The organism is Streptomyces sp. NPDC029674, from assembly GCF_044903205.1.
Classification (GTDB): Bacteria; Actinomycetota; Actinomycetes; order Streptomycetales; family Streptomycetaceae; genus Streptomyces.
The window spans coordinates 213608-239478 of record NZ_JBJDPY010000001.1; the positions used below are offsets into that span (position 1 = coordinate 213608).

The 25871-nt window shown below is 70.7% G+C and carries 26 protein-coding genes and 1 tRNA gene; 10 read left to right on the plus strand and 17 right to left on the minus strand.

Annotated elements, in window-relative coordinates:
- Positions 1 to 421: 421 nt before the first annotated feature.
- On the minus strand, positions 422 to 643 hold the full coding sequence (locus ACI2L3_RS00900) for a DUF2277 domain-containing protein (protein ID WP_404750154.1): 222 nt from the start codon (positions 641 to 643) through the stop codon (positions 422 to 424).
- Between the two features lie 105 nt (positions 644 to 748).
- On the opposite strand from ACI2L3_RS00900, the gene ACI2L3_RS00905 reads away from it, so the two are divergent.
- Together ACI2L3_RS00905 and ACI2L3_RS00910 are read left to right on the plus strand one after the other, a co-directional pair.
- Positions 749 to 1108, plus strand: a complete 360-nt coding sequence (locus ACI2L3_RS00905) for a hypothetical protein (protein ID WP_404750155.1) — start codon at positions 749 to 751, stop codon at positions 1106 to 1108.
- 74 nt (positions 1109 to 1182) lie between these two features.
- Positions 1183 to 1482: a hypothetical protein gene (locus ACI2L3_RS00910; RefSeq protein ID WP_404750156.1), complete on the plus strand. Its 300-nt coding sequence runs from the start codon at positions 1183 to 1185 to the stop codon at positions 1480 to 1482.
- 161 nt (positions 1483 to 1643) lie between these two features.
- On the opposite strand, the gene ACI2L3_RS00915 is transcribed toward ACI2L3_RS00910, so the two are convergent.
- The 3 genes from ACI2L3_RS00915 to ACI2L3_RS00925 form a co-directional block, all read right to left on the minus strand.
- Complete coding sequence (locus ACI2L3_RS00915; protein WP_404750157.1) at positions 1644 to 2525, minus strand: DUF2382 domain-containing protein; 882 nt, start codon at positions 2523 to 2525, stop codon at positions 1644 to 1646.
- Positions 2526 to 2824: 299 nt separating this feature from the next.
- A complete protein-coding gene (locus ACI2L3_RS00920; protein WP_404750158.1) occupies positions 2825 to 3067 on the minus strand; it encodes a chaplin in 243 nt (80 codons plus the stop codon).
- A gap of 213 nt (positions 3068 to 3280) precedes the next feature.
- Positions 3281 to 3352 (minus strand) — tRNA-Val (locus tag ACI2L3_RS00925).
- Positions 3353 to 3527: 175 nt separating this feature from the next.
- On the opposite strand from ACI2L3_RS00925, the gene ACI2L3_RS00930 reads away from it, so the two are divergent.
- From ACI2L3_RS00930 to ACI2L3_RS00945, 4 genes are all read left to right on the plus strand, one after another.
- Positions 3528 to 4331 carry a DUF4097 family beta strand repeat-containing protein gene (locus tag ACI2L3_RS00930; protein ID WP_404750159.1) on the plus strand — a complete coding sequence of 268 codons (804 nt, stop codon included), beginning with the start codon at positions 3528 to 3530 and terminating at the stop codon, positions 4329 to 4331.
- A gap of 77 nt (positions 4332 to 4408) precedes the next feature.
- A complete protein-coding gene (locus ACI2L3_RS00935; RefSeq protein ID WP_404750160.1) occupies positions 4409 to 5905 on the plus strand; it encodes a hypothetical protein in 1497 nt (498 codons plus the stop codon).
- Between the two features lie 37 nt (positions 5906 to 5942).
- A complete protein-coding gene (locus tag ACI2L3_RS00940; RefSeq protein ID WP_404750161.1) occupies positions 5943 to 6587 on the plus strand; it encodes a bifunctional 4-hydroxy-2-oxoglutarate aldolase/2-dehydro-3-deoxy-phosphogluconate aldolase in 645 nt (214 codons plus the stop codon).
- The gene (locus tag ACI2L3_RS00945; RefSeq protein ID WP_404750162.1) at positions 6584 to 7555 is read left to right on the plus strand and encodes a sugar kinase; all 972 of its coding nucleotides are present in this window, start codon (positions 6584 to 6586) and stop codon (positions 7553 to 7555) included. Before ACI2L3_RS00940 ends, ACI2L3_RS00945 begins: the two co-directional genes overlap by 4 nt.
- A 303-nt stretch (positions 7556 to 7858) precedes the next feature.
- Here ACI2L3_RS00945 and ACI2L3_RS00950 read toward each other — a convergent pair whose 3' ends face one another.
- Genes ACI2L3_RS00950 through ACI2L3_RS00965 form a run of 4 tightly spaced genes read right to left on the minus strand, consistent with a single transcriptional unit; the run spans position 7859 to position 12730 of the window.
- A complete protein-coding gene (locus tag ACI2L3_RS00950; RefSeq protein WP_404750163.1) occupies positions 7859 to 8083 on the minus strand; it encodes a zinc ribbon domain-containing protein in 225 nt (74 codons plus the stop codon).
- A gap of 16 nt (positions 8084 to 8099) precedes the next feature.
- Positions 8100 to 8903: an HAD family hydrolase gene (locus ACI2L3_RS00955; protein ID WP_404750680.1), complete on the minus strand. Its 804-nt coding sequence runs from the start codon at positions 8901 to 8903 to the stop codon at positions 8100 to 8102.
- Between the two features lie 5 nt (positions 8904 to 8908).
- Positions 8909 to 11491 (minus strand): phosphoribosyltransferase, encoded by a 2583-nt coding sequence (locus ACI2L3_RS00960; protein WP_404750164.1) that lies wholly within the window; start codon positions 11489 to 11491, stop codon positions 8909 to 8911.
- 54 nt (positions 11492 to 11545) lie between these two features.
- Positions 11546 to 12730 (minus strand): HpcH/HpaI aldolase/citrate lyase family protein, encoded by a 1185-nt coding sequence (locus ACI2L3_RS00965; RefSeq protein ID WP_404750165.1) that lies wholly within the window; start codon positions 12728 to 12730, stop codon positions 11546 to 11548.
- 247 nt (positions 12731 to 12977) lie between these two features.
- On the opposite strand from ACI2L3_RS00965, the gene ACI2L3_RS00970 reads away from it, so the two are divergent.
- On the plus strand, positions 12978 to 13865 hold the full coding sequence (locus tag ACI2L3_RS00970; protein ID WP_404750166.1) for a TerD family protein: 888 nt from the start codon (positions 12978 to 12980) through the stop codon (positions 13863 to 13865).
- A 53-nt stretch (positions 13866 to 13918) separates the two neighbouring features.
- Here the strand turns inward: ACI2L3_RS00970 and ACI2L3_RS00975 are convergent, their stop codons facing one another.
- The 6 genes from ACI2L3_RS00975 to ACI2L3_RS01000 all read right to left on the minus strand — a co-directional run bounded on the left by ACI2L3_RS00975 (position 13919) and on the right by ACI2L3_RS01000 (position 18486).
- Entirely contained in the window at positions 13919 to 14659 is a 741-nt protein-coding gene (locus ACI2L3_RS00975) for a Tellurium resistance (RefSeq protein ID WP_404750167.1), read from the minus strand.
- A gap of 186 nt (positions 14660 to 14845) precedes the next feature.
- Entirely contained in the window at positions 14846 to 15988 is a 1143-nt protein-coding gene (locus ACI2L3_RS00980; RefSeq protein WP_404750168.1) for a DUF475 domain-containing protein, read from the minus strand.
- A gap of 64 nt (positions 15989 to 16052) precedes the next feature.
- Positions 16053 to 16628 (minus strand): TerD family protein, encoded by a 576-nt coding sequence (locus ACI2L3_RS00985; protein ID WP_404750169.1) that lies wholly within the window; start codon positions 16626 to 16628, stop codon positions 16053 to 16055.
- A gap of 131 nt (positions 16629 to 16759) precedes the next feature.
- Entirely contained in the window at positions 16760 to 17335 is a 576-nt protein-coding gene (locus tag ACI2L3_RS00990) for a TerD family protein (RefSeq protein WP_362994506.1), read from the minus strand.
- A gap of 113 nt (positions 17336 to 17448) precedes the next feature.
- Entirely contained in the window at positions 17449 to 17907 is a 459-nt protein-coding gene (locus ACI2L3_RS00995) for a peroxiredoxin (protein ID WP_404750170.1), read from the minus strand.
- Between the two features lie 147 nt (positions 17908 to 18054).
- Positions 18055 to 18486, minus strand: coding sequence for a DUF3052 domain-containing protein (locus ACI2L3_RS01000; RefSeq protein ID WP_404750171.1), 432 nt, complete (start codon positions 18484 to 18486; stop codon positions 18055 to 18057).
- A gap of 368 nt (positions 18487 to 18854) precedes the next feature.
- On the opposite strand from ACI2L3_RS01000, the gene aceE reads away from it, so the two are divergent.
- Together aceE and ACI2L3_RS01010 are read left to right on the plus strand one after the other, a co-directional pair.
- Positions 18855 to 21587, plus strand: a complete 2733-nt coding sequence (gene aceE / locus ACI2L3_RS01005) for a pyruvate dehydrogenase (acetyl-transferring), homodimeric type (protein ID WP_404750172.1) — start codon at positions 18855 to 18857, stop codon at positions 21585 to 21587.
- An 83-nt stretch (positions 21588 to 21670) separates the two neighbouring features.
- Positions 21671 to 22441, plus strand: a complete 771-nt coding sequence (locus ACI2L3_RS01010; RefSeq protein WP_404750173.1) for a potassium channel family protein — start codon at positions 21671 to 21673, stop codon at positions 22439 to 22441.
- A gap of 51 nt (positions 22442 to 22492) precedes the next feature.
- Here ACI2L3_RS01010 and ACI2L3_RS01015 read toward each other — a convergent pair whose 3' ends face one another.
- The 3 genes from ACI2L3_RS01015 to ACI2L3_RS01025 form a co-directional block, all read right to left on the minus strand.
- Positions 22493 to 22798: a small hydrophobic protein gene (locus ACI2L3_RS01015; protein WP_404750681.1), complete on the minus strand. Its 306-nt coding sequence runs from the start codon at positions 22796 to 22798 to the stop codon at positions 22493 to 22495.
- A 48-nt stretch (positions 22799 to 22846) separates the two neighbouring features.
- Complete coding sequence (locus tag ACI2L3_RS01020; RefSeq protein ID WP_404750174.1) at positions 22847 to 23245, minus strand: peptidase inhibitor family I36 protein; 399 nt, start codon at positions 23243 to 23245, stop codon at positions 22847 to 22849.
- Between the two features lie 157 nt (positions 23246 to 23402).
- Positions 23403 to 25013: an MFS transporter gene (locus ACI2L3_RS01025; protein ID WP_404750175.1), complete on the minus strand. Its 1611-nt coding sequence runs from the start codon at positions 25011 to 25013 to the stop codon at positions 23403 to 23405.
- A gap of 116 nt (positions 25014 to 25129) precedes the next feature.
- Here ACI2L3_RS01025 and ACI2L3_RS01030 point away from each other — a divergent pair, with 116 nt between their 5' ends.
- The gene (locus ACI2L3_RS01030) at positions 25130 to 25780 is read left to right on the plus strand and encodes a TetR/AcrR family transcriptional regulator (protein ID WP_404750176.1); all 651 of its coding nucleotides are present in this window, start codon (positions 25130 to 25132) and stop codon (positions 25778 to 25780) included.
- Positions 25781 to 25871: the final 91 nt, after the last annotated feature.

Consider the following 25871-nt stretch of genomic DNA (forward strand, 5'->3'; position numbering starts at 1 on the left):
CTCGCCGGGAAGCCCGGGAGGTCCCGGAAACTCTGGCCGTTCCTGTCACCTCGTTCGCCCGCCCCGGTGGACTGATCGCTGAGCACGCACGCCACCCGTGACAGCGCGGGAGCCGGAGGGCCGGGGGCCAGGGGCGGGGAGTCGGAGAACTGCGGAGCGCCGAGCCCGCCGGCCCGGCCTGCGCGAGCACAAGCTCGCACCCGGCGACCAGCCACCCCGCCCTGACCGCGCCACCACGCCCCACGCCCCACGCCCCACGCGCCAGCTCTCAGGTGATCACATCACCGCCGCCGTACGGCCAGCACCCGCATAGCCGCTAAGGCGCGCTCGGCCCGGCCCAGGCAACGCACCCGGGCACGCGCATGGACGCCCGGCGCGCGGACAAGGGCCACACGGCGAGTGACAGGCGCGGCGGCACGCGCTACGAAGCGCGCGCCCCCCGCACTTCCAGGTCCGCCAGGAGCTCCGCCGTCGCCTCCGCCACCGCGTCAACCGCGCGGTCGAACACCTCGCGGTTGTGTGCGGCCGGGGCGCGGAAGCCGGAGATCTTTCGTACGTACTGGAGCGCGGCGGCCCGGATCTCCTCCTCGGTGGCGTCCTCGGGGATGGCGGGCGGACGGAGCGTCTTGATGCTTCGGCACATGCTTCCAGCTTGCCACCGGGGTGTGACAGTCCACCCGGATCGCCGGATCACTTCCGATCGCCGGAGCACTCGCACACGTAATTCGAACAGGAGTACCATTACGGCGTGCCCGCCACCCCAGCCCATGACTTCCCGAGCGACCTCCTCGCCGGCCAGGAGGAACTGCACCAGGTCCGCTCCACGCTCCTGGCGCTGCTCAAACGCCTGCCCTGGTCGGTAGAGCCCCTGGACGGCTTCAGCGACACGGGCGGCTGGCGCAAAGTGGAGCGCCCCGCTTCCCCGGGCTGGACCCCGGACGAACAGGCCGAGGTCGAGAAACTCCGTACCAGGGAGAGGGAGTTGGCGGTCTTCGTGAGCTGCCACCGCTACTGGGAACAGGTCTCGGGCCCGGACGTCGTCGCCGCGCGTGCCCGCCTCAAGCACGCCCACGAGACGCCGGACGACTCCCTGCCCCAAAGCCATTGACACCCGCGGACGGCGGGCGTTGACTCCCTACCAGCCGCGCACAAGAGCCCCCTTCGAGCCACGGAGGTGCAGCCATGAACGTCCTGATAGTCGTCGCGATCCTGGCCCTCTTCGGCCTGGGCTTCAATCAGCCACTGCTGTGGCTGGCCGCAGCGGCACTCGCCTTCTACCTGGTGCGCTTCTACGAGGGCGGTTCCGCCGACAAGAAGAGCAGTTCCGGTAGCGGCGCAGGTGGCGGAGGCGGTTCAGGAGGCGGAGGCGGCGCAGGTGGGGGCGGTTACCCCAAGACCTACCGCGACTACCGCATCCGCAAGGAACGCCAGGAACGCTGGGACCGCCGTTACCGCAGGACGCATCCCGGCTCCGGCCGCTGAGGCGCCGAGGCGGAGCACAGAGGGGAAGTCCAGCCCCCTGGACACCCAGGACAGCGCCATAAAGCAGGCCCCCCGCCGACACCGGCGGGGGGCCTGCGCACGCTCGACGACCGTTCGGCGCCACGTACCGCGTGGCGCCGGGTACCGCGTGAGGTACCGCGTCAGTGGCGCGGACCCTGCTTCCGGTCACGCCAGTCGTCGCCCTTCCCGTGCCCGCGCTCGCCCTTGGCGCGGTCGAACTCGATCTGCTCCTTGCGCACGGAGTCGGAGACCTCCTGCGTCTCGGTGACCTTCTCGGTCTCCAGCCGCACGCGCTCGACCGGCACCGACTCCTTGCTGACCACCGCGTGCTCGGCGTGCAGGGTCACCTCGGTCTCGGCCTCGCCGATGTCGGCGCGGGTCCGGTCGCCCTCGCGGATGGGTTCGCGGACCACGCGAACCTCCTCGTGCGAGACGGGTACGGACGTCTTCACGTCCTCGGTGACGACCACCTTCCGCAGCCGGGCCTGCCCGACCACTTCCTCTTCCGTGCCCACCCGCAGCCGCTCCTCGGAGCGCACCATGTCCTCGGCCTTGCCGGTGTCCGCCGCGCCCGACCGGGTCGCGAACTCACGCGCGCCGGGGGAACGGGTCCCCGCCATGCCCGCGCGGTCACCCATGCCCGTGCCGGTCGCGGTACGCGTCTGGTTGCCGCCCGCCATGCCACCCGCGGCCGCCTCGGGCCGGGCGAGCCCGTAGTGGGCGTAGAGCTCGTGCTCCTCGCCCGGTTCGATGTGCTGGTCGGCATCGATACGGGGGGCGTCCTTGACGGCCTCCTTCGTCGTCGCCACGTGCAGCTGGTCCCCCTGACGGCGGGCTCCGGCCAGCGGGACGAAGCTCTGCTTCATACCGAAGAGACCGGTCTTGACGGTGACCCACTCGGGGCGGCCACTGCGGTCGTCGAGATAGACCTGCTCGACACTGCCGATCTTCTCGCCGGTCCGGTCGTAGGCCGTCAGGCCCGCGAGCCCGTCGGGGTTGGTGAAGGCCTCGCCCTGCGTCATGGGTGATCACTCCCTTGGAGCGCGCGACAGGCGAAAATCGTCATTCGCCTCGGAGGACGCACGCCTCCCCTCCATCGCGCTCCGCGCGGCGGCGCGCCGCAACCAGGAAAGTCACGCAACGTACGCGCACAGCCCGCCGGAAGCCGCTCAGCGGCACGCCTGAGGCGATCGGGCCGATCTGGGCCCACCACCCGACGATTAGCCCATTCGGGTTACCCCGGGCGGTGCGGGCACCAGGCGGAGAACGGAAAGGTCCCGCCGCTCCGTGAGCGACGGGACAACGGGACAGGCCGATCAGGTCAGTCGGCCTTGCACTTGTTTCCGTCCGCGGGGTTCAACAGCCCGAGGACGTCGATCGTGTTGCCGCAGACGTTGAGGCCGAGGTCGACGGGCACCTGGACGGCGTTGCCGCTGAGGATGCCGGGCGAGTTGTGCACCTTGGCGTCGGCGCCGGGGTCGGGGTTGGCCATGGCGGTGCCGGCCCCGCCGGTGACGATCACGCCGGCAAGGGCGCCGGCGGTGAGGATGGTGCGCATACGCATGGTGTGCCTCCTAGTGCGGAAACTGGTCTTCCGAGCACCAGGCCTCACCGGTATGGCATACGGGAAAAACGATTGTGACCCGTCTGCCGGAACGGATTCGCCCATTCGGGGTCGGATACGGGGGGGACGGGTCAGAGTGCGGGTCAGCCGCGGAGCCGAACGGCCGGAGCCCCTTACCGAGATCGGTAAGGGGCTCCGGCCGGTCATACCCGGTGGGCGCGGACGGTTTCGAACCGCCGACATCCTCCTTGTAAGGGAGGCGCTCTACCCCTGAGCTACGCGCCCGGGACGAGTGGACAGCCTACCTTGCCGCAGGCAGTGCCCCGCAAACCCCTTCTTGTCCCCGGGCGGCCGGGGGTTAACCCCACCCCTGATCCGGTGGCCGGCGGGATCCTCGCGGCCCGGGCGGCTCCGTAAAGTCTGACCCGGCAGTACAAGATCACTTCAGGGGGAGCCCGTCATGAACGTCCGCATCCGTCGCCGTCCGCGCACCGCCCGCGCACTCGCCGCCGTCGGCGGGACCGCGGCCGTGGTCCTGCTGGTCGGCGCGTGCGGAACCGACGCCAAGGACGACACCGAACCGGAGCACCGGACGTTCGCGCTGGCCGGAAAGACGCTGACCGTCGAGTCGAGCGACGCCACGCTCGAACTGGTCCCCGCCGGCGGCGACGCCAAGGGCGTGAAGGTGACCCGGTGGTTCAGCGGCGAGACCGTGCTGGGCGGCGACCCCAAGGTGACGTGGGAGATGGACGGGGACCGGCTCACGCTCGACATGCAGTGCTCCGGAGTCATCACCAACTGCTCGGCCAAGCACCGGGTCGAGGTGCCGCGCGGGGTCGCGGTGAAGGTCGAGAACAAGGACGGGCGGGTCACCGCGAGCGGGTTCCGGGACGCGCTGACGGTACGTACGAAGGACGGCTCCGTCACCGTCGACGGTGCCGAAGGACCACTCGACCTGCGCAGCGCCGACGGCTCCGTCACCGCGCGCCACATCACGTCTCGGCAGGTGGCCGTCGACTCCAAGGACGGCTCCGTGCGGCTCGAACTGGCCGCCGTGCCCGACCGCGTCGACGCCCGGAGCAAGGACGGCTCCGTCGACATAGCGGTGCCCGAGAAGAAGGGCGGTGCGAAGGTCGCGTACGACGTGCGGACCGAGGTCTCCGACGGCTCCGTCGACGTGTCCGTGCCGCGCGACGACAACAGCCCCCACCACCTGTCCGTCCGCAGCGCCGACGGCAAAGTCACTGTGCGCAGCGCGAACTAACCGGCCCGTGTATTCGTCCTTAACCGGTGGGAGAATGTGACACCGGGCAGGGCGGATGACAGCACGGGAGAGGGATAGTGACGGCGACACCTTCGCAGCCGTACACACCGGACAGAACCGAGGCCGAGAGCACCACAGCAGCGACGTCAGAGGGCACTCCCGCAACGACCGGAGACGCGGCCGGTACGGCTCGCACTCAGCACGTCGCCGCCGGTCGGCCCCGCGGGAGCGCGCGCCGCGGCGGCCCCCTCCGTGACGCCCTCACCCTGGTCACCGTCGTCACCCTCTCCCTGCCGCTGCTCGCCGCCGCCGCGCCGGCCGCGTTCGCGGGCGGCGGCACCCGCCGGTGGTTCGGCGGCCGCGGCGAGAGCCTGCGCGCCGAGGCGCAGGCCGCGAAGGACGCCGCTGCCGCCGCCTTCTACGAACTGGACACCGCCCAGCGCGACCTGCGCATCTCCATAGAGACGATCGTGGCCGTCGACTCCTCGCCCGCGGCCCAGCGCGCCGTCTCGGACTTCGAGGCGATCGGGCGGCGCATCGACGAGGTCAGCCACCAGTACATCAGCGCGGTGGACGCCCACGACCTCGACCGGGACGACCTGGATTCGTCGGTCGCGGCCCGCGCCAGGACCGAGCTCACCGCCGCCAGGACCGAGCTGGGCAGGACCAAGCAGGACCTGGAGCGCTTCCAGCAGGGCCTCGGCCCGCTGCTCGACAAGGCGGAGACCCAGCTGGCGCGGCTCGCCCCCGCCGTGGAGCGGGCCCGCCAGACGCTGCTCGCCGCGAGCAACGCTCTTGATTCCGTGCGCGCCGCGGGCCTCAAGGCCGACGACCTCGCCGCCCGCCTGGCCGCCCTCGGCCCCGAGCTGACCAAGCTCAACCAGGGCGCGGGCCGGCACGGCGTGCCGGAGACGCTGCAGCGCGCCGACCGCGTCCTGCGCGATGCCGAGGCCGTGCGCGCCGAGGCCGAGCGGCTGCCCGAGCGGGCCGCCGAGATCGACCGGCGGCTCGTGACGCTGCGCACGCGCGCGCAGGCGCTGACGACCCGCAGCGGTCAGGTCGAGCCGGTCCTCAGTGAGCTGCGGCGCCGGTTCTCCGCCGCCTGCTGGCAGGACCTCCAGCACGTCCCCGACCAGGCCGCGGAGAACGTGCGGCAGGCCGAGGCCAAGCTGGCGGAGGCGCGGCAGGCCCGCGAGGAGCAGCGCTGGCCGGACGCCACCGCGCGGCTCTCCACGGTGCGAGCGCTGCTGAACTCGACGGACGAGGCGGTCTCGGCGGCCGGTGACCGCCTCCAGCGGCTGAACGCGGTGTCGAAGGACCCGCAGCAGGAGATCGACCGCACGCGCTTCGCGATCCGGGACGCGCAGCGCCTGGCGATGGCGGGCCGGCAGACCCCCGAGCCGCGCCACGCCCGCCCGCTGGACGACTCCGTGGCCCGCCTGGACCGCGCGGTGGCCTCCCTGGAGGGCCGCCACCCCGACTACTGGCACTTCCTGACCGAGACGGAGGCGGTCCGCACGACCGTGGCGCGCGTGGTCGCGCAGATACGGGAGGAGCGGGGACACGGGGCCTGACGGGTCCCGTCGTGAACCGCTGTGCGAATGTGAGGGGATGCGTGACTTCCCCACGGATCTCCGGGCGCGGCGCCTCGTCGCCATCGTGCGCGGCACCGATCCCGACGCCTCCTTCCGTACGGTCATGACGCTCGTGGAGTCCGGCGTTCCGCTGGTCGAGGTCTCCCTCAGCGGGGTGGACGCCCTGGGCGTACTGCGCCGGGCGCGGGCCGAGTTGGGCCCGGACGCCTGGCTCGGCGCGGGCACGGTCCTCACCGCGGACGACGCGCGCCGGGCCGCCGATTCCGGGGCCAACCTCATTGTCACGCCAGGGCTTGGCGCGGGCGTCGACGAGGCGGTGCGCCTCGGGCTTCCGGTGCTCGGCGGCGTCCTCACGCCCACCGACGTGATCGCGGCCGGGACGGCGGGCGTGACGGCGCTGAAGATCTTCCCCGCGTCGGCGATGGGCGGCCCCGCATACCTCAAGGCGCTGCGCGGCCCCTTCCCGGACACGCCCTTCGTACCGGTCGGCGGTGTGGACGCGGCGGCCGCAGAGCAGTATCTGGCGCTCGGCGCGGTCGCGGTGGGCGTCGGCTCACCCCTGATCGGCGACGCGGCGGACGGCGGCGACCTCGGCGCGCTGCGGGCGCGGGCGGCGGAGTTCGTACAGGTCACGGCGGCGACAGCGGTCGTGGGCCGATGAGCGCGACACCGGCGCCCTGCCACGTACTCACCCTCGGCGAGACCATGGTCGCCCTGCGCGGCAGTGGCCCCCTCAAGCTGGGCGGCTCGATGGAGGTGTCGGTCGCGGGCGCCGAGAGCAACGTCGCCATCGGCCTGTCCCGGCTCGGCCACACCGTCCGCTGGGCGGGCGCGGTCGGCGACGACGAGGCCGGAGAGCTGGTCCTGCGCACGCTGCGCGCGGAGGGCGTCGACGTCACCGCGGCCACGCGCGACCCGGGGGCCCCGACGGGCCTGCTCCTCTTCGAGCCGCGGCTGCCGGACGTGACGCGGGTGCACTACTACCGCGCGGGTTCGGCGGGTTCGCGCCTCACCCCCGCCGCGGTCGAGGCGGCCTTCACCACCGCCCCGCCCCCACGTGTCCTGCACCTGACCGGCATCACCCCGGCCCTGGGCCCCACTGCGGCCGAGTCGTGCCGACGCGCCCTCCGCCTCGCCCGTGACCACGGCACACAGGTGTGCCTGGACGTGAACTTCCGCTCCCGCCTGTGGAGTACGGAGCAGGCGGCGACGGAGCTGCGCGAGTGGATCCCGTACGTCGACGTCCTCATCGCCTCCGACGACGAACTGCCGCTCTGCCTGCCGCCGCACACCGCCGCGGCCACGGCCCCGGAAAAGTTCCTCCTCGACCGGGGCGTCCGCGAGGTCGTGACCAAACTCGGCGCGGCCGGCGCCACGGCCCACACCGCCGAGGGCGAACTCCACTCCCCCGCCCGCGAGGTACGCGCCGTGGACGCGGTCGGCGCGGGCGACGCGTTCGTGGCCGGCTACCTGTCGGCACTGCTCGACGACGCGGACATCGCGACCCGCCTCGACCGCGCCATCACCACGGGCGCGTTCGCGGTGGCGACACACGGCGACTGGGAGGGCGCACCGACGCGAACGGAGCTGGGCCTGCTGGGAGCAGCCGGGGGAACAGTGCTCCGCTAGCCCCTACCGGGAAGCCACCCGGGGGAAAGCGCCCGCCAGGGCGCCTTCCAGGGGCGCGGGGAACTGCGCGCCCAGCCACACCGGACCCGCAGACAAAACCCGCACGCCCTGGGGAAAGCGCCCGCCAGGGCAGCTTCCAGGGGCGCGGGGAACTGCGCGACCAGCCACACCCGCCCCGCAGACAAAACCCGCCCACCCCGGGAAAGCGCCCGCCAGGGCAGCTTTCAGGGGCGCGGGGAACTGCGCGACCAGCCACGACGGGCCCGCAGACAAACCCCCACCGGGCCCCAACGGCGCGCGCCCTCAGCCGCAGCAGCCCCCACCACAGCAGCCGCCACCGCCACCGCCCCCACCGCCCCCGCGAGCCGCAGGCGCGGCGGCCGACCCCCCGACGGCCACGGTGGACAACAGCTTCACCGTGTCCTCGTGCCCGCCGGGGCACACCGCCGGGTCGGCCGACTCCGCCATGGGACGGCTCAGCTCGAAAGTCTCACCACAGGACCGGCACCGGTATTCGTATCGAGGCATGCGCCAAGGCTAGCCGCTAGCCTCGCGCCACCGCTCCGAGGAACGCCCTGAGGATCTCCTCCCCGGCCGCGACCCCGCGATGAGGAAGCACCGTGAGGCCCGGCGCGACGAACCCCGTGTCGGCGAGCTCCCCGTGGCCGGGCCGCCAGGAGCGGTCCGCCGCGAGCAGCAGGTCGGCGTCGAGCAGCGAGTCCCCCGCGGCGAGGACCTCCTCCGCGCCGGCCCGCCGCGCGACCTCCCGTACCGCCGCGCTCTTGGTGAGCGGCTTCGGCACGGCGTAGAGCTTGCGGCCCTGCAACGAGACGGTCCAGCCGCGCTCCTCGGCCCAGCCGGCGAGCTCCTTCACCCACTCGTCGGGCAGCAGCGCGCGCTCGACGACGAGGTACGCGAAGAGGTCCTCGGCGACGCGCTCCTTGAGCAGCCAGGCCGGGTCGGCGGTCCGCACCAGGTGGGCGCGGACCTCGTCGAGCGTGGCGCACTCGGCGGCGAGTCGGCGGGCGACCACCTTCTGCCAGTCGGGGTCGGAGACGCCGTCGACGAGCAGGTGTCCACCGTTGGCGCAGATCGCGAACTTCGGCGCGGGGCCCGGGAGGTGGATGCGCCCGTACTGTTCGCGGGTCCTGGTCGTGGTCGGCACGAAGACGGCGGTGCGGGCCAGCTCGTCGAGGAGCCCGGCGGCGGTCTCGGTGACGTACGACAGCGGCTTGCCCTCGTACACCTCGACGCACAGCAGGCGCGGCGCCTCCGCGTCGGGCATGGCAAGGCCGAGCGCGGCGGTGGAGTAGATGAGGGTGCGGTCGAGGTCGCTGGCGATCACCATGGTGCTCACTTGGCGGTCACCGTCCTGCCGTCCGCGCCCGTCGCCCCGCGCGTGTACTTGGGGTGGATCAACCCGACGCAGGTGTACGGGAGTTCACCGACCTCCTCGACGGGCACGCCCCGCTGCTCGGCGAGCAGCCGTACGTGGTCGAGGTCGGCCCCCGCGCCCGCGCGGGCCAGGATCTTCCAGGGCACGCGGCGCAGCAGCACGCGGGTCGTCTCGCCGACGCCCGGCTTGACGAGGTTCACGTCGTGGATGCCGTACTCCTCGCTGATGCGCTCGACGGCGGCCCAGCCTTCCCAGGTCGGCGCCCTGTCGGCGGACAGTGCCTCCTTGACCTGCGCGTCCACCGCGTCGGAGACCTCCGCGAAGCGGGCCGCGACCGCGTCGACGAAGTCGCCGGACACGTCGGCGTCCGCGAGTTCGCGGTAGAACTTCGCGCCGTGGAAGTCGTCCGGGCCGACGAGGTCGGCGCGGAGCACGGTGCGCGAGATCAGCCCGGACACCGTGGAGTTGAGGCAGGCGGAGGGGATGAGGAAGTCCTCGCGGGTGCCGTAGGTGCGGACGCACGAACCGGGGTCGGCGAGCACGGCGATCTCCGGATCGAAGCCCGCGGGGCCGCCCGAAGCCTCGAACTCCCGCACCGCTTCCGCGAGTTCGCGGGTTATCGCGCCCTTACCGGTCCAGCCGTCGACGAAGACGACGTCGGCCGGGTCGTGGTGGGCGGCGAGCCAGCGCAGCGCGTTGGCGTCGATGCCGCGGCCGCGGACGATCGACACGGCGTAGTGCGGCAGGTCGAGGCCGTGCCGGTGGGCGGCCCAGCGGCGCATCAGGACGCCGACGGGGGTGCCCGCGCGGGCGAGGGAGACCAGGACCGGGCGCGGCGACCGCTCGGCGAGGACGGTCTCGGTGACGGTGCCGACGGCCTGCGCGATGCGGGCGGCGGACGTGTCGAGCGCGGCGCGGAACAACTCCTGGTAGCGCTCGCTCGGCTGGTACTCGACGGGCAGCGACTCGGCGTAGTGCGCGCCACCGCTCTGTATCGCCTCCTCGCGCTCCTCCGTGGGGGCTTCGAGCGTCACGTCCGAGAGGTCCTGGAGCAGCCAGCCGACGTCGTCGGGCGCGTACGAGGAGAAGGCGGGGCCACGAAGGGGCTCGGGGAGCATGCGGGACCTTTCAGGGACGTACGAGGGCACGGTGGCCAGCAGGACGTGCCCAGTGTGTGCGGAGAGCTGGGCCAACAGCCCGTCGGGAGCGTGCAGTTGAGGCGTGTCCGCGGCCGAGTCCACGACGGCGACGACCGCGTCGAAACCGCCGCCCGCGACGTTGTACGCGTACCGCGTCCCCGGACCGTCGGCGGGGTCGTCGTGCGCGGGGAAGGCGAGGCGGGTGCGTATCGCGTAGCCGGGATCGTCCACGGCGAGCACGGGCGAGCGGGTCGTGGTGGAGAACCGCACCTCGATGCCGGTCCGCACCTCGATGCCGGTCCCCCCAGCGGCGCCGGTCCGCCCAGCGGCGCCGGCCTGGACCTCGCCGCCGGCCCGCACTCCATCACCGGCCCGCGCCCCGCCGTCGGCCCGCGCCCCGCCACCGACCCTGCGCTCCAGCTCCACGCCCAGCGCCAGCGGCGCGTACATCAGCTCCTCGAAACCGAGGACGAGCACGCGGCGCGCGCCGTCCGGCAGGGCCTTCTCGATCTCGGCCGCCATGTCGGGCAGCGCCGCGTCGAGGGCGGCCCGGTGCGCGGGCGTGAAGCCGTGCCGGCCGCCGTCGGGCACGCCCGCGGGCCAGCCGAGCTCGACACGCGTGACGGGACCGTGTCCCCCACCGGGTGGCGCGACGGGACGCGCCTCGTTCTCGTACTCCGCGACCAGCGCCTGCCCCTTCTCCAGCACGCCGTCGGGCAGCCGCACCGTGCCGGACGCCGTCGCGACGAGGTCGACGCGGGCGCCGATCTCGCGGGCGAAGTCGGCGAGCCGCCCCCGGTCCTCGGGCGAGCGCATGTCGACCAGCGCCACGATCACGTACCGCTCGCGCGGGAAGCGCTCGTGCAGGGCGCGGACGGTGTTGAGGACGGTGTTGCCGGTGGAGAACTCGTCGTCGACGAGGACCAGCGGTCCCGCCCCGGCGAGCAGCCCCGGGTCCTCGGGCAGCAGCAGGTGCGAGGTGGCGTGCGAGTGGGACTCCTCGAAGCCGCCCGCCCGCTCGACGCCCTCGACGGGTCGCCGGGTGGAGTGCAGGTAGGGCGCGAGGCCGACGCCGTCGGCGACCGCGTGACCGAGGCCCGTCGCGGTCTCCGCGTAGCCGAGGACGACGGCGCGCCGTGCCTCCTCGTCGCCGAGCAGCTCCCGCACCCGGACGCCGAGGCCGTGCCCGGCCGCGTACACGACCGAGGGGCGCTGGGGCACGTGCTTGCCCAGGACGTTCGACACCAGGAGGTGCGCCCGCTTGGGGTTGCGGCGCAGGGCGAGGCCGAGCAGGCCGCGCAGCGACGCGTCGCCGTCGAGCCCGACCCCGAGCCGCTCGGCGACCCAGCTCCCCGACCACACCGTCGACTCCGGTATCGCGTCTTCAGTCACGTACGTCATGTCCTTACGTCATTGCCGGGAAACCCGGCGGTGGGGGGGCGGAAGGCCCGCCGTTCAGGCGGGAAGTCCGGCGGTGAGCAGCTCCACGAAGCCGATGTCGGCCTTGGCGACGCCGAAGACCTCGGCGCGCCGCAGGGTCCGCTCGGCCCAGGCGCGGTGCGGCTTCACCTCGTTCATCTTGTTCGTGTACGAGGAGCGCAGCACCCCGCCGCCGCCCCGCTCGGGCCGGAGGATGTCCTCGGCGTCGCTGAACTCCTCGTGGCTGACCACGGAGAGCGCGTGCACGGGCAGCACGTGCGAGGGGTGGATGCAGGTCTTGCCGAGCAGGCCGTTGGCGCGGTCGAGCTCGATCTCGCGGAGCAGCCCGTCCATGTCGTGCTCGATGAGGGCCTGGCGCAGCGCTTCGGCGCGGCTCTCCATGAAGGGGCTGCGGCGCAGCTGCGGCTTGAACATGCGCTCCTGGACGCGGAAGTACTCCCACACGGGCCCGGTCACGGTGAAGCCCGTGCCGTCGGCCCTGCCCAGCACGTTGACCACGTCGGCGATGACGGAGGCGACGATCTGCACGTCGTACGCGGTCATGTCCGGCGGCCTGCGCAGTCCGTACGCCGAGCAGAAGTCGGTGACGCCGAGGCGCAGCGCGAGGACCCGGTCGCGGTACTTGTCGACGGTGCGGGCGATACCGGCGAGGGTCTCCGCGCGGCTCTCCAGGTGCAGCAGCTCGGGCGACTCCAGGACGGGCATGGCGAAGAGCCGCCGGCCCGCGCCCGTCGGCCCCACGGGCAGCTCCGCCTCCGCGGCCGCCACGGCCTCCAGGAACGGAACGCCCCGTTCCTCGGTGAACTTGGGCAGTACGAATCCGGACAACAGCCGGACGCTTGCCCCGAGCCTGCGGACGAGGTCGGTTATCTGCCCGGGGTTGCGGACCCGGATGAAGAGCAGCGGCGGCTCCGCGTCCCGCTCCGCCAGGTCGGCGAACTGCCGGACCAGGTTCTCCTCGGCGTCGTCGACCTCGGCGTCGTCGATGGAATCCTCCAGGCAGACCACCATGGAGATCACGCCGCGGCCGGCCTGCTTCATGATGTCGTCCGCGAGGCGGGGGCGGGTGGCCGGGCTGTAGAGCGTGGCGCCCAGGGCGGGCGCGAGCAGGTGGGGCGGGGAGTCCGCGGTGAAGGCACACGGCTCCCGGTGGAAGAGACGCTGACGCACCTCTGGGGCGATGTGCCCGAAATGACGCATGTGATTCCCCTGCTATCGCCTGTTTCGTCGACGTGGGCCGTTTGGATGTGGCCGGTAATAGTACGTAGAGACGGGTGCCGGGGGTTCCCTGCGGGCATGAACTTCAGGTAACCCGGCCATGTCACACATGCTCACCACACCACCGTCGCACGTTCGCAGCACCCGCAGGTCAGGGGCCTGGTGGCGCGGCCGGGAGCTTCGGCCCCCCGCGTTGTCCCACTCGTGCGGGGGAAGGCAGGATGACCGTATGACGCACGCGATGTTGAAGGGGTCGAACGTCCCTCTCGAAGCCTCGTCCGTCCGCGCCGTGCTGCGCTGGGCACCGGGCCAGGGTGTCCCCGACGTCGACGCGTCGGCGCTGCTCCTGGGCGGCGACGGCCGGGTCCGCTCCGACGAGGACTTCGTCTTCTACAACCAGCCCCGTCACCCCGGCGGCAAGGTCTGGCGGCTCGGCAAGAAGCGGGTCGCCGAAGGGCTGACCGACACGATCCAGACGGATCTGGCGGGCCTGGATCCGGCCGTGGACCGCGTGCTCCTCGCCGCGTCGGCCGAAGGCGTCTCCTTCGAGCACGTCCCCGCGCTGCGCATCCTGCTCTTCGACGCCGTGGTGGCCGACGGCGAGCCGCTCGCCTACTTCGACATCACTCCGCAGACCGGCGAGGAGACCGCGCTGATCTGCGGGGAGCTCTACCGCCGCGGTGAGGGGTGGAAGTTCCGCGCGCTGGGCGAGGGGTACTCCAACGGTCTTGAGGGGCTCGCGTCCGACTTCGGGATCTCCGTGGACGACTCGGATTCCGCCGCCCCGGAGCCCGCACCCGCACCCGCCTCCTCGACGTCCTTCCCGCTGCCGCCCCAGCAGCCCCTGCCGCAACAGCCCGCCGCCCAGCCGTCCGTCGCCCAGCCGGCCCCGCAGACGCCCCCGCAGCCCGCGTACGGCTATCCGCCCGAGCCGCCCCGCCACCCGGCGCCCCAGCCCGCGTACGGCTATCCACCGGCGGCGGCCACCCAGCCCGCCCCGATCGCGCCGCCGCCCCCGGTCGCCCAGCCGTCGTACGGCTATCCGCAGCCGGTGACGCCGATGCCGGACCCGAACTTCCGGCTGCCGCCGCAGGGGCCGCAGTTCCTGCCCCGCTGAGGAGGCGCCCCGGTCCTGCGGGCGCACGCGGCTCAGCGGCGCGCGCACGGAACTCAGCCCACCTTGGTCTTGTAGCCCCGACCCCACTGCAGTCCCCAGCCGTACAGCCGGTCGAGCTCCGCCTGGAATCCGTAGACGAACTTCACCTCGCGGCGCACGATCAGCTCGTCCTTCACGTTCTCGATGGAGACCACCGCGCATGAGCGGGCCTGCGGCTGCCGCTCGTCCAGGTCGATCTCGATGCGCGGGCCGTTGCTGGGGTAGAGCGTGACCTTCGCCTGCGTACGGTCGAAGGCGGGCGTCTGGTCGTAGATGTACGCGAACACCAGGAGCCGCTTGATGGACTCGCGGTGGTCGAGGTTGACGTAGATCGTCTCCCCGGACGGCGAGCCGAACCGGTCGTCGCCGCTGAGCTTCACGAACGGCGGGCCGTTCAGATCCCCGAAGAAGCTGCCGAGGGGCTGTACGACGCCCTTGGTGCCGTCCATCAGCTCGTACAGGCAGCCGATGTCGAGGTCGACGTTGACCACACCCTGGGTGTGCGCCTGCACCACCTCGGGCTGGAACAGCTTGAACGGGTGCCGCAGCAGACCGCCGCTCCGGGGCGGCTTGCCGATGAGGTCGGACGTACGCATCTGCCAGGACAGGTTGACGCGCAGATTGCCGGTGGCCGCGCCCTGTTTGGAGAGCGAGACCGTCGGGTGCCGTTTGGTCAGTTCGATGGAGTTGCTGGCGGCGCTGCCCGATTCGAAGTCCATCGAACGCCCACGCCACAGACCGTCCCAGAAGGACATTCCGCCCACCCCCAAGTGCCCTTGTGTGTCCGTGTGTCCGTGTGCCCGTGTGCTGCCCACGAAACCGACGGGGCGGCCGTGAGGACATCTCCTCGACGGCCGCCCCGCACAGAGCGTTCCTCACCCGGGCCGTCATCACACTCCGGAAACCGGAATCGGACAGCTCGGTGAGCGAATCAGTCAGTCTCAGACCCCTGACGACACCTGGGTCTTGTCCCCGCTCGAATTCCCCTCGGCCGCCGCCAGCCTCCGGTTGCGCAGCACGGACGAGACGAAGGACCAGGCGATGAGGATGACACCGACGGAGCCGGTGATGACCTCGTGGATCTCGTACTGGATGGTGATCAGGAGGATCACCGCGAGGGCGCCGATCGCGTAGTGCGCGCCGTGCTCCAGGTAGACGTAGTCGTCGAGGGTGCCCTGGCGGACCAGGTAGACGGTGAGGGACCGGACGTACATGGCGCCGATGCCGAGACCCAGCGCCATCAGCACGATGTCGTTGGTGACGGCGAAGGCGCCGATGACACCGTCGAAGGAGAAGGACGCGTCCAGGACCTCGAGGTAGAGGAACATGAAGAACGCGGCCTTGCCGGCCATCACGACGGCAGGAACCTTCTTGCCGGACCGCTTGGCCTCTTCCTCCTGCTCGTGCTCGCGCTCCTCTTCCTCCTCGAGCTTGTTCTCGAAGTAGCCGGAGAGCCCGCCGACGATGAGGTACGTGATCAGGCCCGCGATGCCGGAGATGAGGACGGTCTGCGCCTTGTCCACATGCGCTCCACCGTGCTGGTGGGCCTGGGTGGCGAAGGTCATCGCGGTGATCATGAGCACGACGAGCGCGATGCAGACCGACAGCATGTCGACCTTGCCGAGCTTGGCGAGCGGACGCTCGATCCAGCCCAGCCACTTGATGTCCCGGTCCTCGAAGATGAAGTCCAGGAAGATCATCAGCAGGAACATGCCACCGAAGGCGGCGATCGACGGGTGCGCGTCGGTGACCAGCTGCTGGTACTGGTCCTTCTCGTTGAGGGCGAGGCGGACCGCCTCGATCGGGCCGACCTTGGCGCTGATGGCCACGATCACGACGGGGAAGACCAGTCGCATACCGAAGACCGCGATCAGGACACCGATGGTGAGGAAGATCTTCTGCCAGAAGGCACTCATCTTCTTCAGGATTCCGGCGTTGACCACCGCGTTGTCGAAGGACAGCGAGATCTCGAGGATCGACAGGATCGCCACGACGCCGAAGCCTGTCCACCCCCCGTAGAACACCGCGGCGACCAGGCCGAGCGCGGTCACCGCGAACGACCAGCCGAAGGTTTTCAGAATCACTGGTTACCCAATCGTGTGTGTACGGGCTCCCGTTTAGCGGTCTCCCCCGCGCCGGTCCCCTGCTTTACGAAACGTTGACCCCGAAGTCTAGAGCGATACCACGCAGGCCAGACGCGTACCCCTGCCCGACCGCGCGGAACTTCCACTCTCCGCCGTATCGGTACACCTCGCCGAAGATCATCGCCGTCTCCGTGGAGGCGTCCTCGCTGAGGTCGTAGCGCGCGAGCTCCTGGCCGTCCGCCTGGTTGACGACGCGGATGAACGCGTTGCTGACCTGGCCGAACGTCTGGCCCCTGTTGTCCGCGTCATGGATCGAGACCGGGAAGATGATCTTGTCGCAGTCGGCCGGCACCTTGGAGAGGTCGATCAGCACCGACTCGTCGTCGCCGTCACCCTCACCCGTGAGGTTGTCACCGGTGTGCTCGACGGAGCCGTCGGGGCTCTTCAGATTGTTGTAGAAGATGAACCACTCGTCGCCGAGGACCCTGCCCGCGTTGCACAGCAGCGCGCTGGCATCGAGGTCGAAGGGGGCGCCGGTGGTGGATCGCGCGTCCCAGCCGAGGCCGACGAGGACCTGGGTGAGATCGGGTGCGGCCTTGGAGAGGGAGACATTGCCTCCCTTGGCGAGCGTGACGCCCATGGTGATGGTCCTCCCCGGGATGACGAGAGCCGCGCGCCCGTGGTGCCGGGCGCACGAGGTGGTTGAGCACGTCCGGCGCCGCACCTCGTGCCTGTGCGGCGCCGGACGGATGACGCGGGGATGTGCTCGGCTCAGACGTTGACGCCGAAGTCCTGCGCGATGCCGCGCAGGCCCGAGGCGTAGCCCTGGCCGACCGCGCGGAACTTCCACTCGGCGCCGTGCCGGTACAGCTCGCCGAAGACCATGGCGGTCTCGGTCGAGGCGTCCTCGGAGAGGTCGTACCGCGCGATCTCGGCACCGCCCGCCTGGTTCACGACGCGGATGAACGCGTTGCGGACCTGGCCGAACGACTGCTGGCGGTTCTCGGCGTCGTAGATCGAGACCGGGAAGACGACCTTCTCCACGTCGGCGGGGACCGCAGCCAGGTCGACCTTGATCACCTCGTCGTCGCCCTCGCCCTCACCGGTGGTGTTGTCACCGGTGTGCTCGACGGAGCCGTCGGGGCTCTTGAGGTTGTTGAAGAACACGAAGTTCTGGTCGCTGCTGACCTTCCCCTCCGCGTTCGTCAGGATCGCGCTGGCGTCGAGGTCGAAGTCCGTACCGGTGGTGGTGCGGACGTCCCAGCCGAGGCCGACCAGAACCGCGGTCAGGCCCGGCGCCTCCTTGCTCAGCGATACGTTGCCGCCCTTGCTGAGGCTGACTCCCACGAGTCCTCCCAATTGGTGTCCAGGGGCGGGGAGCCCCAAGCGTTGCGTTGCCATCGGATCAACGTGTGGATCCTAGTGACCGGTTCCCGGCCGCGAGCGAAAACGGGGCTTGCTCAGAGCGTTTCGAGGGCCTTGACGTACTCATTCAGGTCACGCGCGTCCGGCAGCCCGTTGACGACGCTCCAGCGCACGACGCCCTCCTTGTCGATGATGAAGGTGCCGCGCACCGCGCAGCCCTTCTCCTCGTCGAATACGCCGTACGCGCGCGAGACCTCGCCGTGCGGCCAGAAGTCGGAGACCAGCGGGTACTCCAGGCCCTCCTGCTCGGCGAAGACGCGCAGCGTGTGGATGGAGTCGTTGGAGACGGCGAGCAGCTGGGTGTCGTCGTTGACGAACTTCGGCAGCTCGTCGCGGAGCGCGCAGAGCTCGCCGGTGCAGACGCCGGTGAACGCGAACGGGTAGAAGAGCAGCACCACGTTCTTCTCGCCGCGGAAGTCGGAGAGCTTCACGGACCGGCCGTGGTTGTCCTTCAGCTCGAACTCCGGGGCCTTGGTGCCCACCTCGATCGCCATGAATACGCATCCCTTCGACGGGGCCCCTCGGGTGGGGCCGTTCGGGTGATCCCCACCCTACGTATGCATGAGGCCCCCGCCGACGGATGGTCGTCGGCGGGGGCCTCACGTACTGCTCTGCTGGGTCGCGGCTCGGCGCGCGCGTGGCTAGCGCTTCTTGGCTGCCGCCTTGGGCGTGTTCAGGCGGCTGCCGCTCCAGTCCTTGCCGGCGTTGACGCTCTTGGTCGCCGACAGGCCCGCGGTGGTGGCCGCCTCGCCGATCTCGCTCGGCTCGACGTAACCGTCACGACCGGTCTTCGGAGTCAGCAGCAGAATCGAGCCGCCCTCCTCCACGTACGCGATGGCATCCACCAGCGCATCAGTCAGGTCCCCGTCGTCCTCACGGAACCAGAGCACCACGGCGTCGGCCACGTCGTCGTACTCCTCGTCGACGAGCTCTGTGCCTGTGGCCTGCTCGATGGCCTCGCGGAGCTCCTGGTCGACGTCGTCGTCGTAGCCGATCTCCTGGACCACCTGGTCGGGCTGGAAACCAAGCCTTACGGCAAGGTTCGTCTCCGCGTGGTCCGCGGTCGCGCTCACGGATTGCCTCCTGATCATGTTTTTGGGAATGCCTGTCAGCCACGCGCGTGCGCGGGGCGTTGGCCGTAGTCCACACGGGCGGGACGGATCGCGCAAGTACCCGGCCGTCGAGACCGCCGAAACGGTGACGTTCCCGACCGTGTCGCCGCAACTGCCGCCCCATCCGTACTGACCGAACGGCTCTGCGAAGCGGCTGAACTGGATGGGCGTATCGTTGCGATTTGGGCCGAGCCTACCCCAGGGTGGCCGGATCAGCGTCTCGGTTACCAATCGGTAGACATGACGTTTGCGTCCGCGAGGTACACGATGGGAAGCGGTGCACGGCCAGGCACACCCCCAGGCGAGAGCCCCAACAGCGAAGGAACAGCGTGGCTTCCGGATCCGATCGCAACCCGATCATCATTGGCGGCCTGCCGAGCCAGGTCCCGGACTTCGATCCCGAAGAGACCCAGGAATGGCTCGACTCCCTCGATGCCGCGGTCGACGAACGCGGCCGTGAGCGGGCCCGCTACCTGATGCTCCGGCTGATCGAACGCGCGCGCGAGAAGCGCGTCGCCGTGCCCGAGATGCGCAGCACGGACTACGTCAACACGATCGCCACCAAGGACGAACCGTTCTTCCCCGGCAACGAGGAAGTCGAGCGCAAGGTCCTGAACGCGACCCGCTGGAACGCCGCGGTGATGGTCTCCCGCGCCCAGCGTCCCGGCATCGGTGTCGGCGGCCACATCGCCACCTTCGCCTCCTCCGCCTCGCTCTACGACGTGGGCTTCAACCACTTCTTCCGCGGCAAGGACGAGGGCGACGGCGGCGACCAGATCTTCTTCCAGGGGCACGCCTCCCCCGGTATCTACGCCCGCGCCTTCCTCCTGGACCGGCTCTCCGAGTCGCAGCTCGACGCGTTCCGCCAGGAGAAGTCCAAGGCGCCGCACGGCCTCTCGTCGTACCCGCACCCGCGGCTCATGCCGGACTTCTGGGAGTTCCCGACCGTGTCCATGGGCCTCGGCCCGCTCGGCGCGATCTTCCAGGCCCGGATGAACCGCTACATGGAGGCGCGCTCCATCGCGGACACCTCCAAGTCGCATGTCTGGGCGTTCCTCGGCGACGGCGAGATGGACGAGCCCGAGTCGCTCGGCCAGCTCTCCATCGCCGCCCGCGAGGGCCTGGACAACCTCACCTTCGTCGTCAACTGCAACCTGCAGCGCCTGGACGGCCCGGTGCGCGGCAACGGCAAGATCATCCAGGAGCTGGAGTCGCAGTTCCGCGGCGCCGGCTGGAACGTCATCAAGCTGGTCTGGGACCGCAGCTGGGACCCGCTGCTCGCGCAGGACCGCGACGGCATCCTGGTCAACAAGCTGAACACGACGCCCGACGGCCAGTTCCAGACGTACGCCACCGAGACCGGCGCGTACATCCGCGACCACTTCTTCGGCGACGACCACCGGCTGCGCGCCATGGTCGAGAACATGACCGACGACCAGATCCTGCACCTGGGCCGCGGCGGTCACGACCACAAGAAGATCTTCGCGGCGTTCTCGGCGGCCAAGGCCCACAAGGGCCAGCCGACGGTGATCCTCGCCCAGACGGTCAAGGGCTGGACCCTCGGCCCGAACTTCGAGGGCCGCAACGCCACGCACCAGATGAAGAAGCTCACGGTCGACGACCTCAAGGGCTTCCGCGACCGGCTGCACATCCCGATCACGGACAAGCAGCTGGAGGACGGCGCCCCGCCGTACTACCACCCGGGCCGGGACTCCGAAGAGATCCAGTACATGCACGACCGCCGCAAGGGCCTGGGCGGCTACGTCCCGACCCGCGTGGTCCGCGCCAAGCCCCTCCAGCTCCCCGACGACAAGGCGTACGCGGCCGCGAAGAAGGGCTCGGGCCAGCAGTCGATCGCCACCACCATGGCGTTCGTCCGCATCCTGAAGGACCTCATGCGGGACAAGGAGATCGGCAAGCGCTTCGTGCTGATCGCCCCCGACGAGTACCGCACCTTCGGCATGGACGCGTTCTTCCCGAGCGCGAAGATCTACAACCCGCTCGGCCAGCAGTACGAGGCCGTGGACCGCGAACTCCTCCTCGCCTACAAGGAGTCCCCCACGGGCCAGATGCTGCACGACGGCATCTCCGAGGCGGGCTGCACGGCGTCCCTCATCGCCGCCGGTTCGGCCTACGCCACCCACGGCGAGCCGCTGATCCCGGTCTACGTCTTCTACTCGATGTTCGGTTTCCAGCGCACCGGCGACCAGTTCTGGCAGATGGCCGACCAGCTCGCGCGCGGTTTCGTCCTCGGCGCGACCGCCGGCCGCACGACCCTGACCGGCGAGGGCCTGCAGCACGCGGACGGCCACTCGCAGCTGCTCGCCTCCACGAACCCGGGCTGCGTCGCCTACGACCCGGCCTTCGGCTACGAGATCGCGCACATCGTCAGGGACGGCCTGCGCCGGATGTACGGCCCCGAGAGCGAGGACGTCTTCTACTACCTCACCGTCTACAACGAGCCGATCCAGCACCCGGCCGAGCCGGCCGACGTGGACGTCGACGGCATCGTCAAGGGCATCTACCGCTTCAAGACCGGTGAGCAGGGCGCCATTCCGGCCCAGATCATCGCGTCCGGCGTCGCGGTGCCGTGGGCGGTCGAGGCCCAGCAGATCCTCGCCTCGGAGTGGAACGTCAAGGCGGACGTCTGGTCGGCGACCTCCTGGAACGAACTGCGCCGCGAGGCCGTGGACGTGGAGCGCCACAACTTCCTGCACCCCGACGAGGAGCAGCGCGTCCCCTACGTCACGCAGAAGCTGTCCGGTGCCGAAGGCCCGTTCGTGGCCGTCTCCGACTGGATGCGGAGCGTCCCCGACCAGATCTCCCGCTGGGTGCCCGGCACGTACCAGTCGCTGGGCGCGGACGGCTTCGGCTTCGCCGACACCCGCGGTGCGGCCCGCCGCTACTTCCACATCGACGCGCAGTCGATCGTGGTCGGCGTGCTGACCGAACTGGCCCGCGAGGGCAAGGTCGACCGCTCCGTCCTGAAGCAGGCGATCGACCGCTACCAGCTCCTCGACGTCACGGCCGCCGACCCGGGCGCGGCCGGGGGCGACGCGTAGCACCAAGGGCGCGCTCCGAGCGGAGGGCGACGGGCGGCGGGCCATGGGTCCCGTCGCCCTTCGGCGTTTTCTACGATGCGCCCATGAAGGAAGAACCGGCACAGCCCGCACAGATCCGCTGGGAACGGCGCACCCAACGCCCGCTCCTCGCGCTCGCGGTGGCGTTCGCCGTCGCCTACGCCGTGCCGATCGTGGTGCCCGACGCCGACAGGGCCGTGACGAGGGCCTGCTCGATGGTGGAATGGCTCGTCTGGGGTGCGTTCGCCGTCGACTACGCCGTGCGTCTGCTCCTCACCGAACACCGCGGACGGTTCGTCCGCAGCCACTGGCTGGACCTGTGTGCCGTGCTCCTTCCGATGATCCAGCCGCTGCGGTTGCTGCGGCTGGTCGCGACGCTGACTCTCGTCGGCCGACGGGCCCGGATGGCGTCGCAGATCAGGCTGACGACGTATGTCGTGGGGTCGGTGGTGGGCCTGTTGATGTTCGGTTCCCTGGCCGTGCTCTCCGTGGAGCGGGACGCGCCGGACGGGAACATCAAGACGCTCGGCGACGCGGTGTGGTGGTCCTTCACCACGATGACGACCGTCGGCTACGGCGATCACGCGCCGACGACGGGGCTCGGCAGGGTGCTCGCGGTCGGACTGATGCTGTCGGGCATCGCCCTCCTCGGTGTCGTCACCGCGAACATCGCGGCGTGGTTCATCTCCCGCTTCGAGAAGGACGACGCCGAGGAGCGGCGCCAGACAGCCGCGATCGAGGCGCTGACGGCCGAGGTGAAGGCGCTGCGCGCGCAGGTCACGGCTCTGTCGGGGGCGGAGAAGCCCGGCGGTGAGCCGGGCCTCCCGTCCCGGTGAGCGGGGCTGAACGCTCCCCGAGGCTCAACTGTCAGAACGTGCCGCTCCAGCTCAGAGCATGCCGTTCGTGGTGGTCGTCCCCGCTATCCATATGAGTGCGAGGACGGTGTCGATCACACCCAGGACCAGGGCCACCAGCGCCGGTACCGGGCGGGCACCGGCCCAACTGCGGCCCATGGCGAGCCAGCCGCAGACGATCGCTGTCGGGCCGAGGACGATCCCCAGCACGAAGAACCCAGCGATCGCGCAGATGACTCCTATGATCCCGAGCGTCGCGCGATCCGGCCGACTCCGCGACCACGTTCGGCCGCGTGAGCCGGGGCGCTTGCGCGTGGTGTGTCCGAAGCCCGCCATCATCACTCCCTGAGTCGATCTGTTCGGGCTTGTCATGGCGGGTACCCCCATTCAGCTCTCCCAGACCTTGAACGCCCTTACGCGGTAAGGGGATTCGGGCGCCCAGGTGCCGCTGCCCGGATAGGTGTTGAACTCACCGGTCTCGCCGCACTCCCCCGACTGGTACACGGTCACGGGCCGTCCCGTGCGGTTCGCGATCGCCTCCGCGCTGCCCCCCTCCGGCAGCGCGGTGCAGCTCTCGATGTCGATGTCCGCCAGTTCGTACGTGTGGCGGGCGCCCTTGAACCCCGCCTTCTCCCAGAGACAGAGCTCGCCGGCACCGCAGCCGCGCAGTGTCGGCGGGGCGGTGGCCCCGGCGTACGTGGGCGTGAGGACGACCGCGGCGAGTGCGGCTGCCGTGACGGTCGCGAGTGTGGTCGTGAGTGTGGTCGCGAGTGTGGTCGTACGCATGTGTTCCAACCCCCGTGTGCTGCGCGGATCTTCTGTCTGCACTGTGGCCCCGCGAGCTCGGCCGTCGGAAGGGGTACGAATGTGCGTCACCCTGATAGGCGAAAGCCCCCCAGGTTCTCCCTGAGGGGCTTTCCCCGATACGTCGGTGACCCGGGCCTCAGATGTGGCCCACTCCCGCGCCCGCCTCGGCGTTGGCGCCGCGCTTGGTCAGGAACGCGACGAAGATCGCGGCCACGGCGACCCCGGTGGCGACCAGGCAGGCCAGGCCCATGCCCGACATGAACGTGTCGTGGGCGACCGAGGTGATCTGGTCGGCGATCGACGGCGGAGCCTTCGGCGGCACCGGCGCCACACCCACCTGGACGGCCTCCGCGGCCTTGTCGAGCTGGGCCTCGCTGAGCGGCGGGAGCTTCGCCTCCGCCCAGTTGTCGGGCAGGTCGCTGTCGACCTTCGACGCCATGACGGCGCCGAGGACGGCCGTGCCGAGGCTGCCGCCGATCTGCATCGCGGCCTGCTGGAGACCGCCGGCGACACCGGAGAGCTCCATCGGCGCGTTGCCCACGATGACCTCCGTCGCGCCGACCATCACCGGCGCGAGGCCGAGACCGAGGAGCGCGAACCAGATCGACATGGGACCGCTGCCCGTGCCCGCCTCCAGCGTGGACATGCCGTACATGGCGACGGCGGTGAAGAGCATGCCGCCCGCCAACGGGATGCGCGGGCCCATCTTGGTGATCATCGCGCCCGCCAGCGGCGAGCCCACGATCATCATGCTGGTGAGCGGCAGCAGGTGCAGACCGCTGTCGACGGGGCTCATCCCGTGCACGTTCTGCAGGTAGAAGGTGACGAAGAAGAGTCCGCCCATGAAGGCGATGGCCATGAGCACCATCAGGACCACGCCCGCGGAGAGCGGCACGGAGCGGAACAGGGCCAGCGGGATGAGCGGTTCCGCGACCTTCGACTCCCAGGCCGCGAAGAGCGCGAAGCTCAGCACCGAGGCGCCGATGAAGAGCCAGGTCGTGCCGGAGCCCCAACCCCACTCAGGGGCCTTGATGAGCGCCCAGACCAGACAGAACATGGCCGCCGAGAGCAGTGCGATGCCGGGGACGTCGAAGGACTTCGGCGCGTTCTCGGCCCGGTGGTCCTTGAGGATGACCACGCCGATCACGACGGCGATGATGCCGACCGGCACGTTGATGAAGAAGACGGACTGCCAGCTGACGTGCTGGACGAGAAGGCCGCCGAGGATCGGGCCGCCGGCCGTGGAGGCGCCGATCACCATGCCCCAGATGCCAATGGCCATGTTGAGCTTCTCGGCCGGGAACGTGGCGCGGAGCAGTCCGAGCGCGGCGGGCATCAGCAGGGCGCCGAAGAGTCCCTGGAGCACGCGGAAGGCGACCACCAGCGGAATGGTGTCGGAGAGGCCGATGGCCCCCGACGCGGCGGCGAAGCCGATCACGCCTATGAGGAAGGTCTGGCGGTGACCGAAGCGGTCACCCAGCTTGCCCGCGGTGATCAGCGCGACGGCGAGGGCGAGGAAGTAGCCGTTGGTGATCCACTGCACCTCCGCGAAGGTGGCGCCCAGGTCCTTCTGGATGGCCGGATTGGCGATCGCCACGATGGTGCCGTCCAGGGCGACCATCATCACGCCGATCGCGACGGCGAAGAGCGTCAGCCAGGGGTGGCCGCGGAGCCCCTTGGCCAGGGACGGACCGGGCACGGGCTCCGGCGCCTCGTCCGCCTTCTCGACGGTGGTCTGACTAGTCATGCTTTCGAGGTTAGTGACAGCGGCTGACAGTTGACAAACCATTTCACAAGTCGGTAACTGTCACGTGGCTCACAGGTAAGGTGAACTGGGCAAACGGCCGGAAAGAGGACCATGGCGTGAAGACGACCGCGGAGAGCTCCAGGCCGGGGCTGCGCGAGCGCAAGAAACAGCGCACCCGGGACGCCCTCCTGCGCGTGGCGCTCGAGCTCTTCACCACCAAGGGGTACGAAGAGACGACCGTCGACGAGATCACCGAGGCCGTCGACGTCTCCCAGCGCACGTTCTTCCGCTACTTCGCCAACAAGCAGGAGGCCGCCTTCGCGGTCCAGGAGATGGTGGAGGCGCGCTTCGTCCAGGCCCTGCGCGACCGCCCCGCCCGCGAAGCCCCGCTGGTGGCCCTGCGCGGCGCCGTCCTCGGCGCCTGGGAGGCGATGGGCCAGTCCATCGAGGAAGTCGTCCCGGTCGAACTCCACATGCGCACCTACCAGATGATCGAGTCGACGCCCGCCCTGCTCGCCGTCCACCTGCGCCGCTCCATCGAGATGGAGGACGAGATCGCCCGCGTGATCGCCGAGCGCGAGGGCCTCGACGTGGACAGTGACCCGCGCCCGCGCGTGGCGGTGGCCGCCTTCAGTGGCGTCATGCGCGTCACGGGGCGACTGTGGGGCGCCGGTGAGGACACCAGTCCGGAGTCGATCCGCGCTCTCACGGAGACGTATCTGGATCACCTGGGGCCCGCCTTGGCCGAGGAGTGGCGCACCCTCTGAGGGCGTTCGACGGCCGCCCGGCCGGCTGCCCGGCCAGCCGTTCAACCAGCGGGTTCCGCTTCTACGTTGAGCAGCCGCCCATACACCCTGG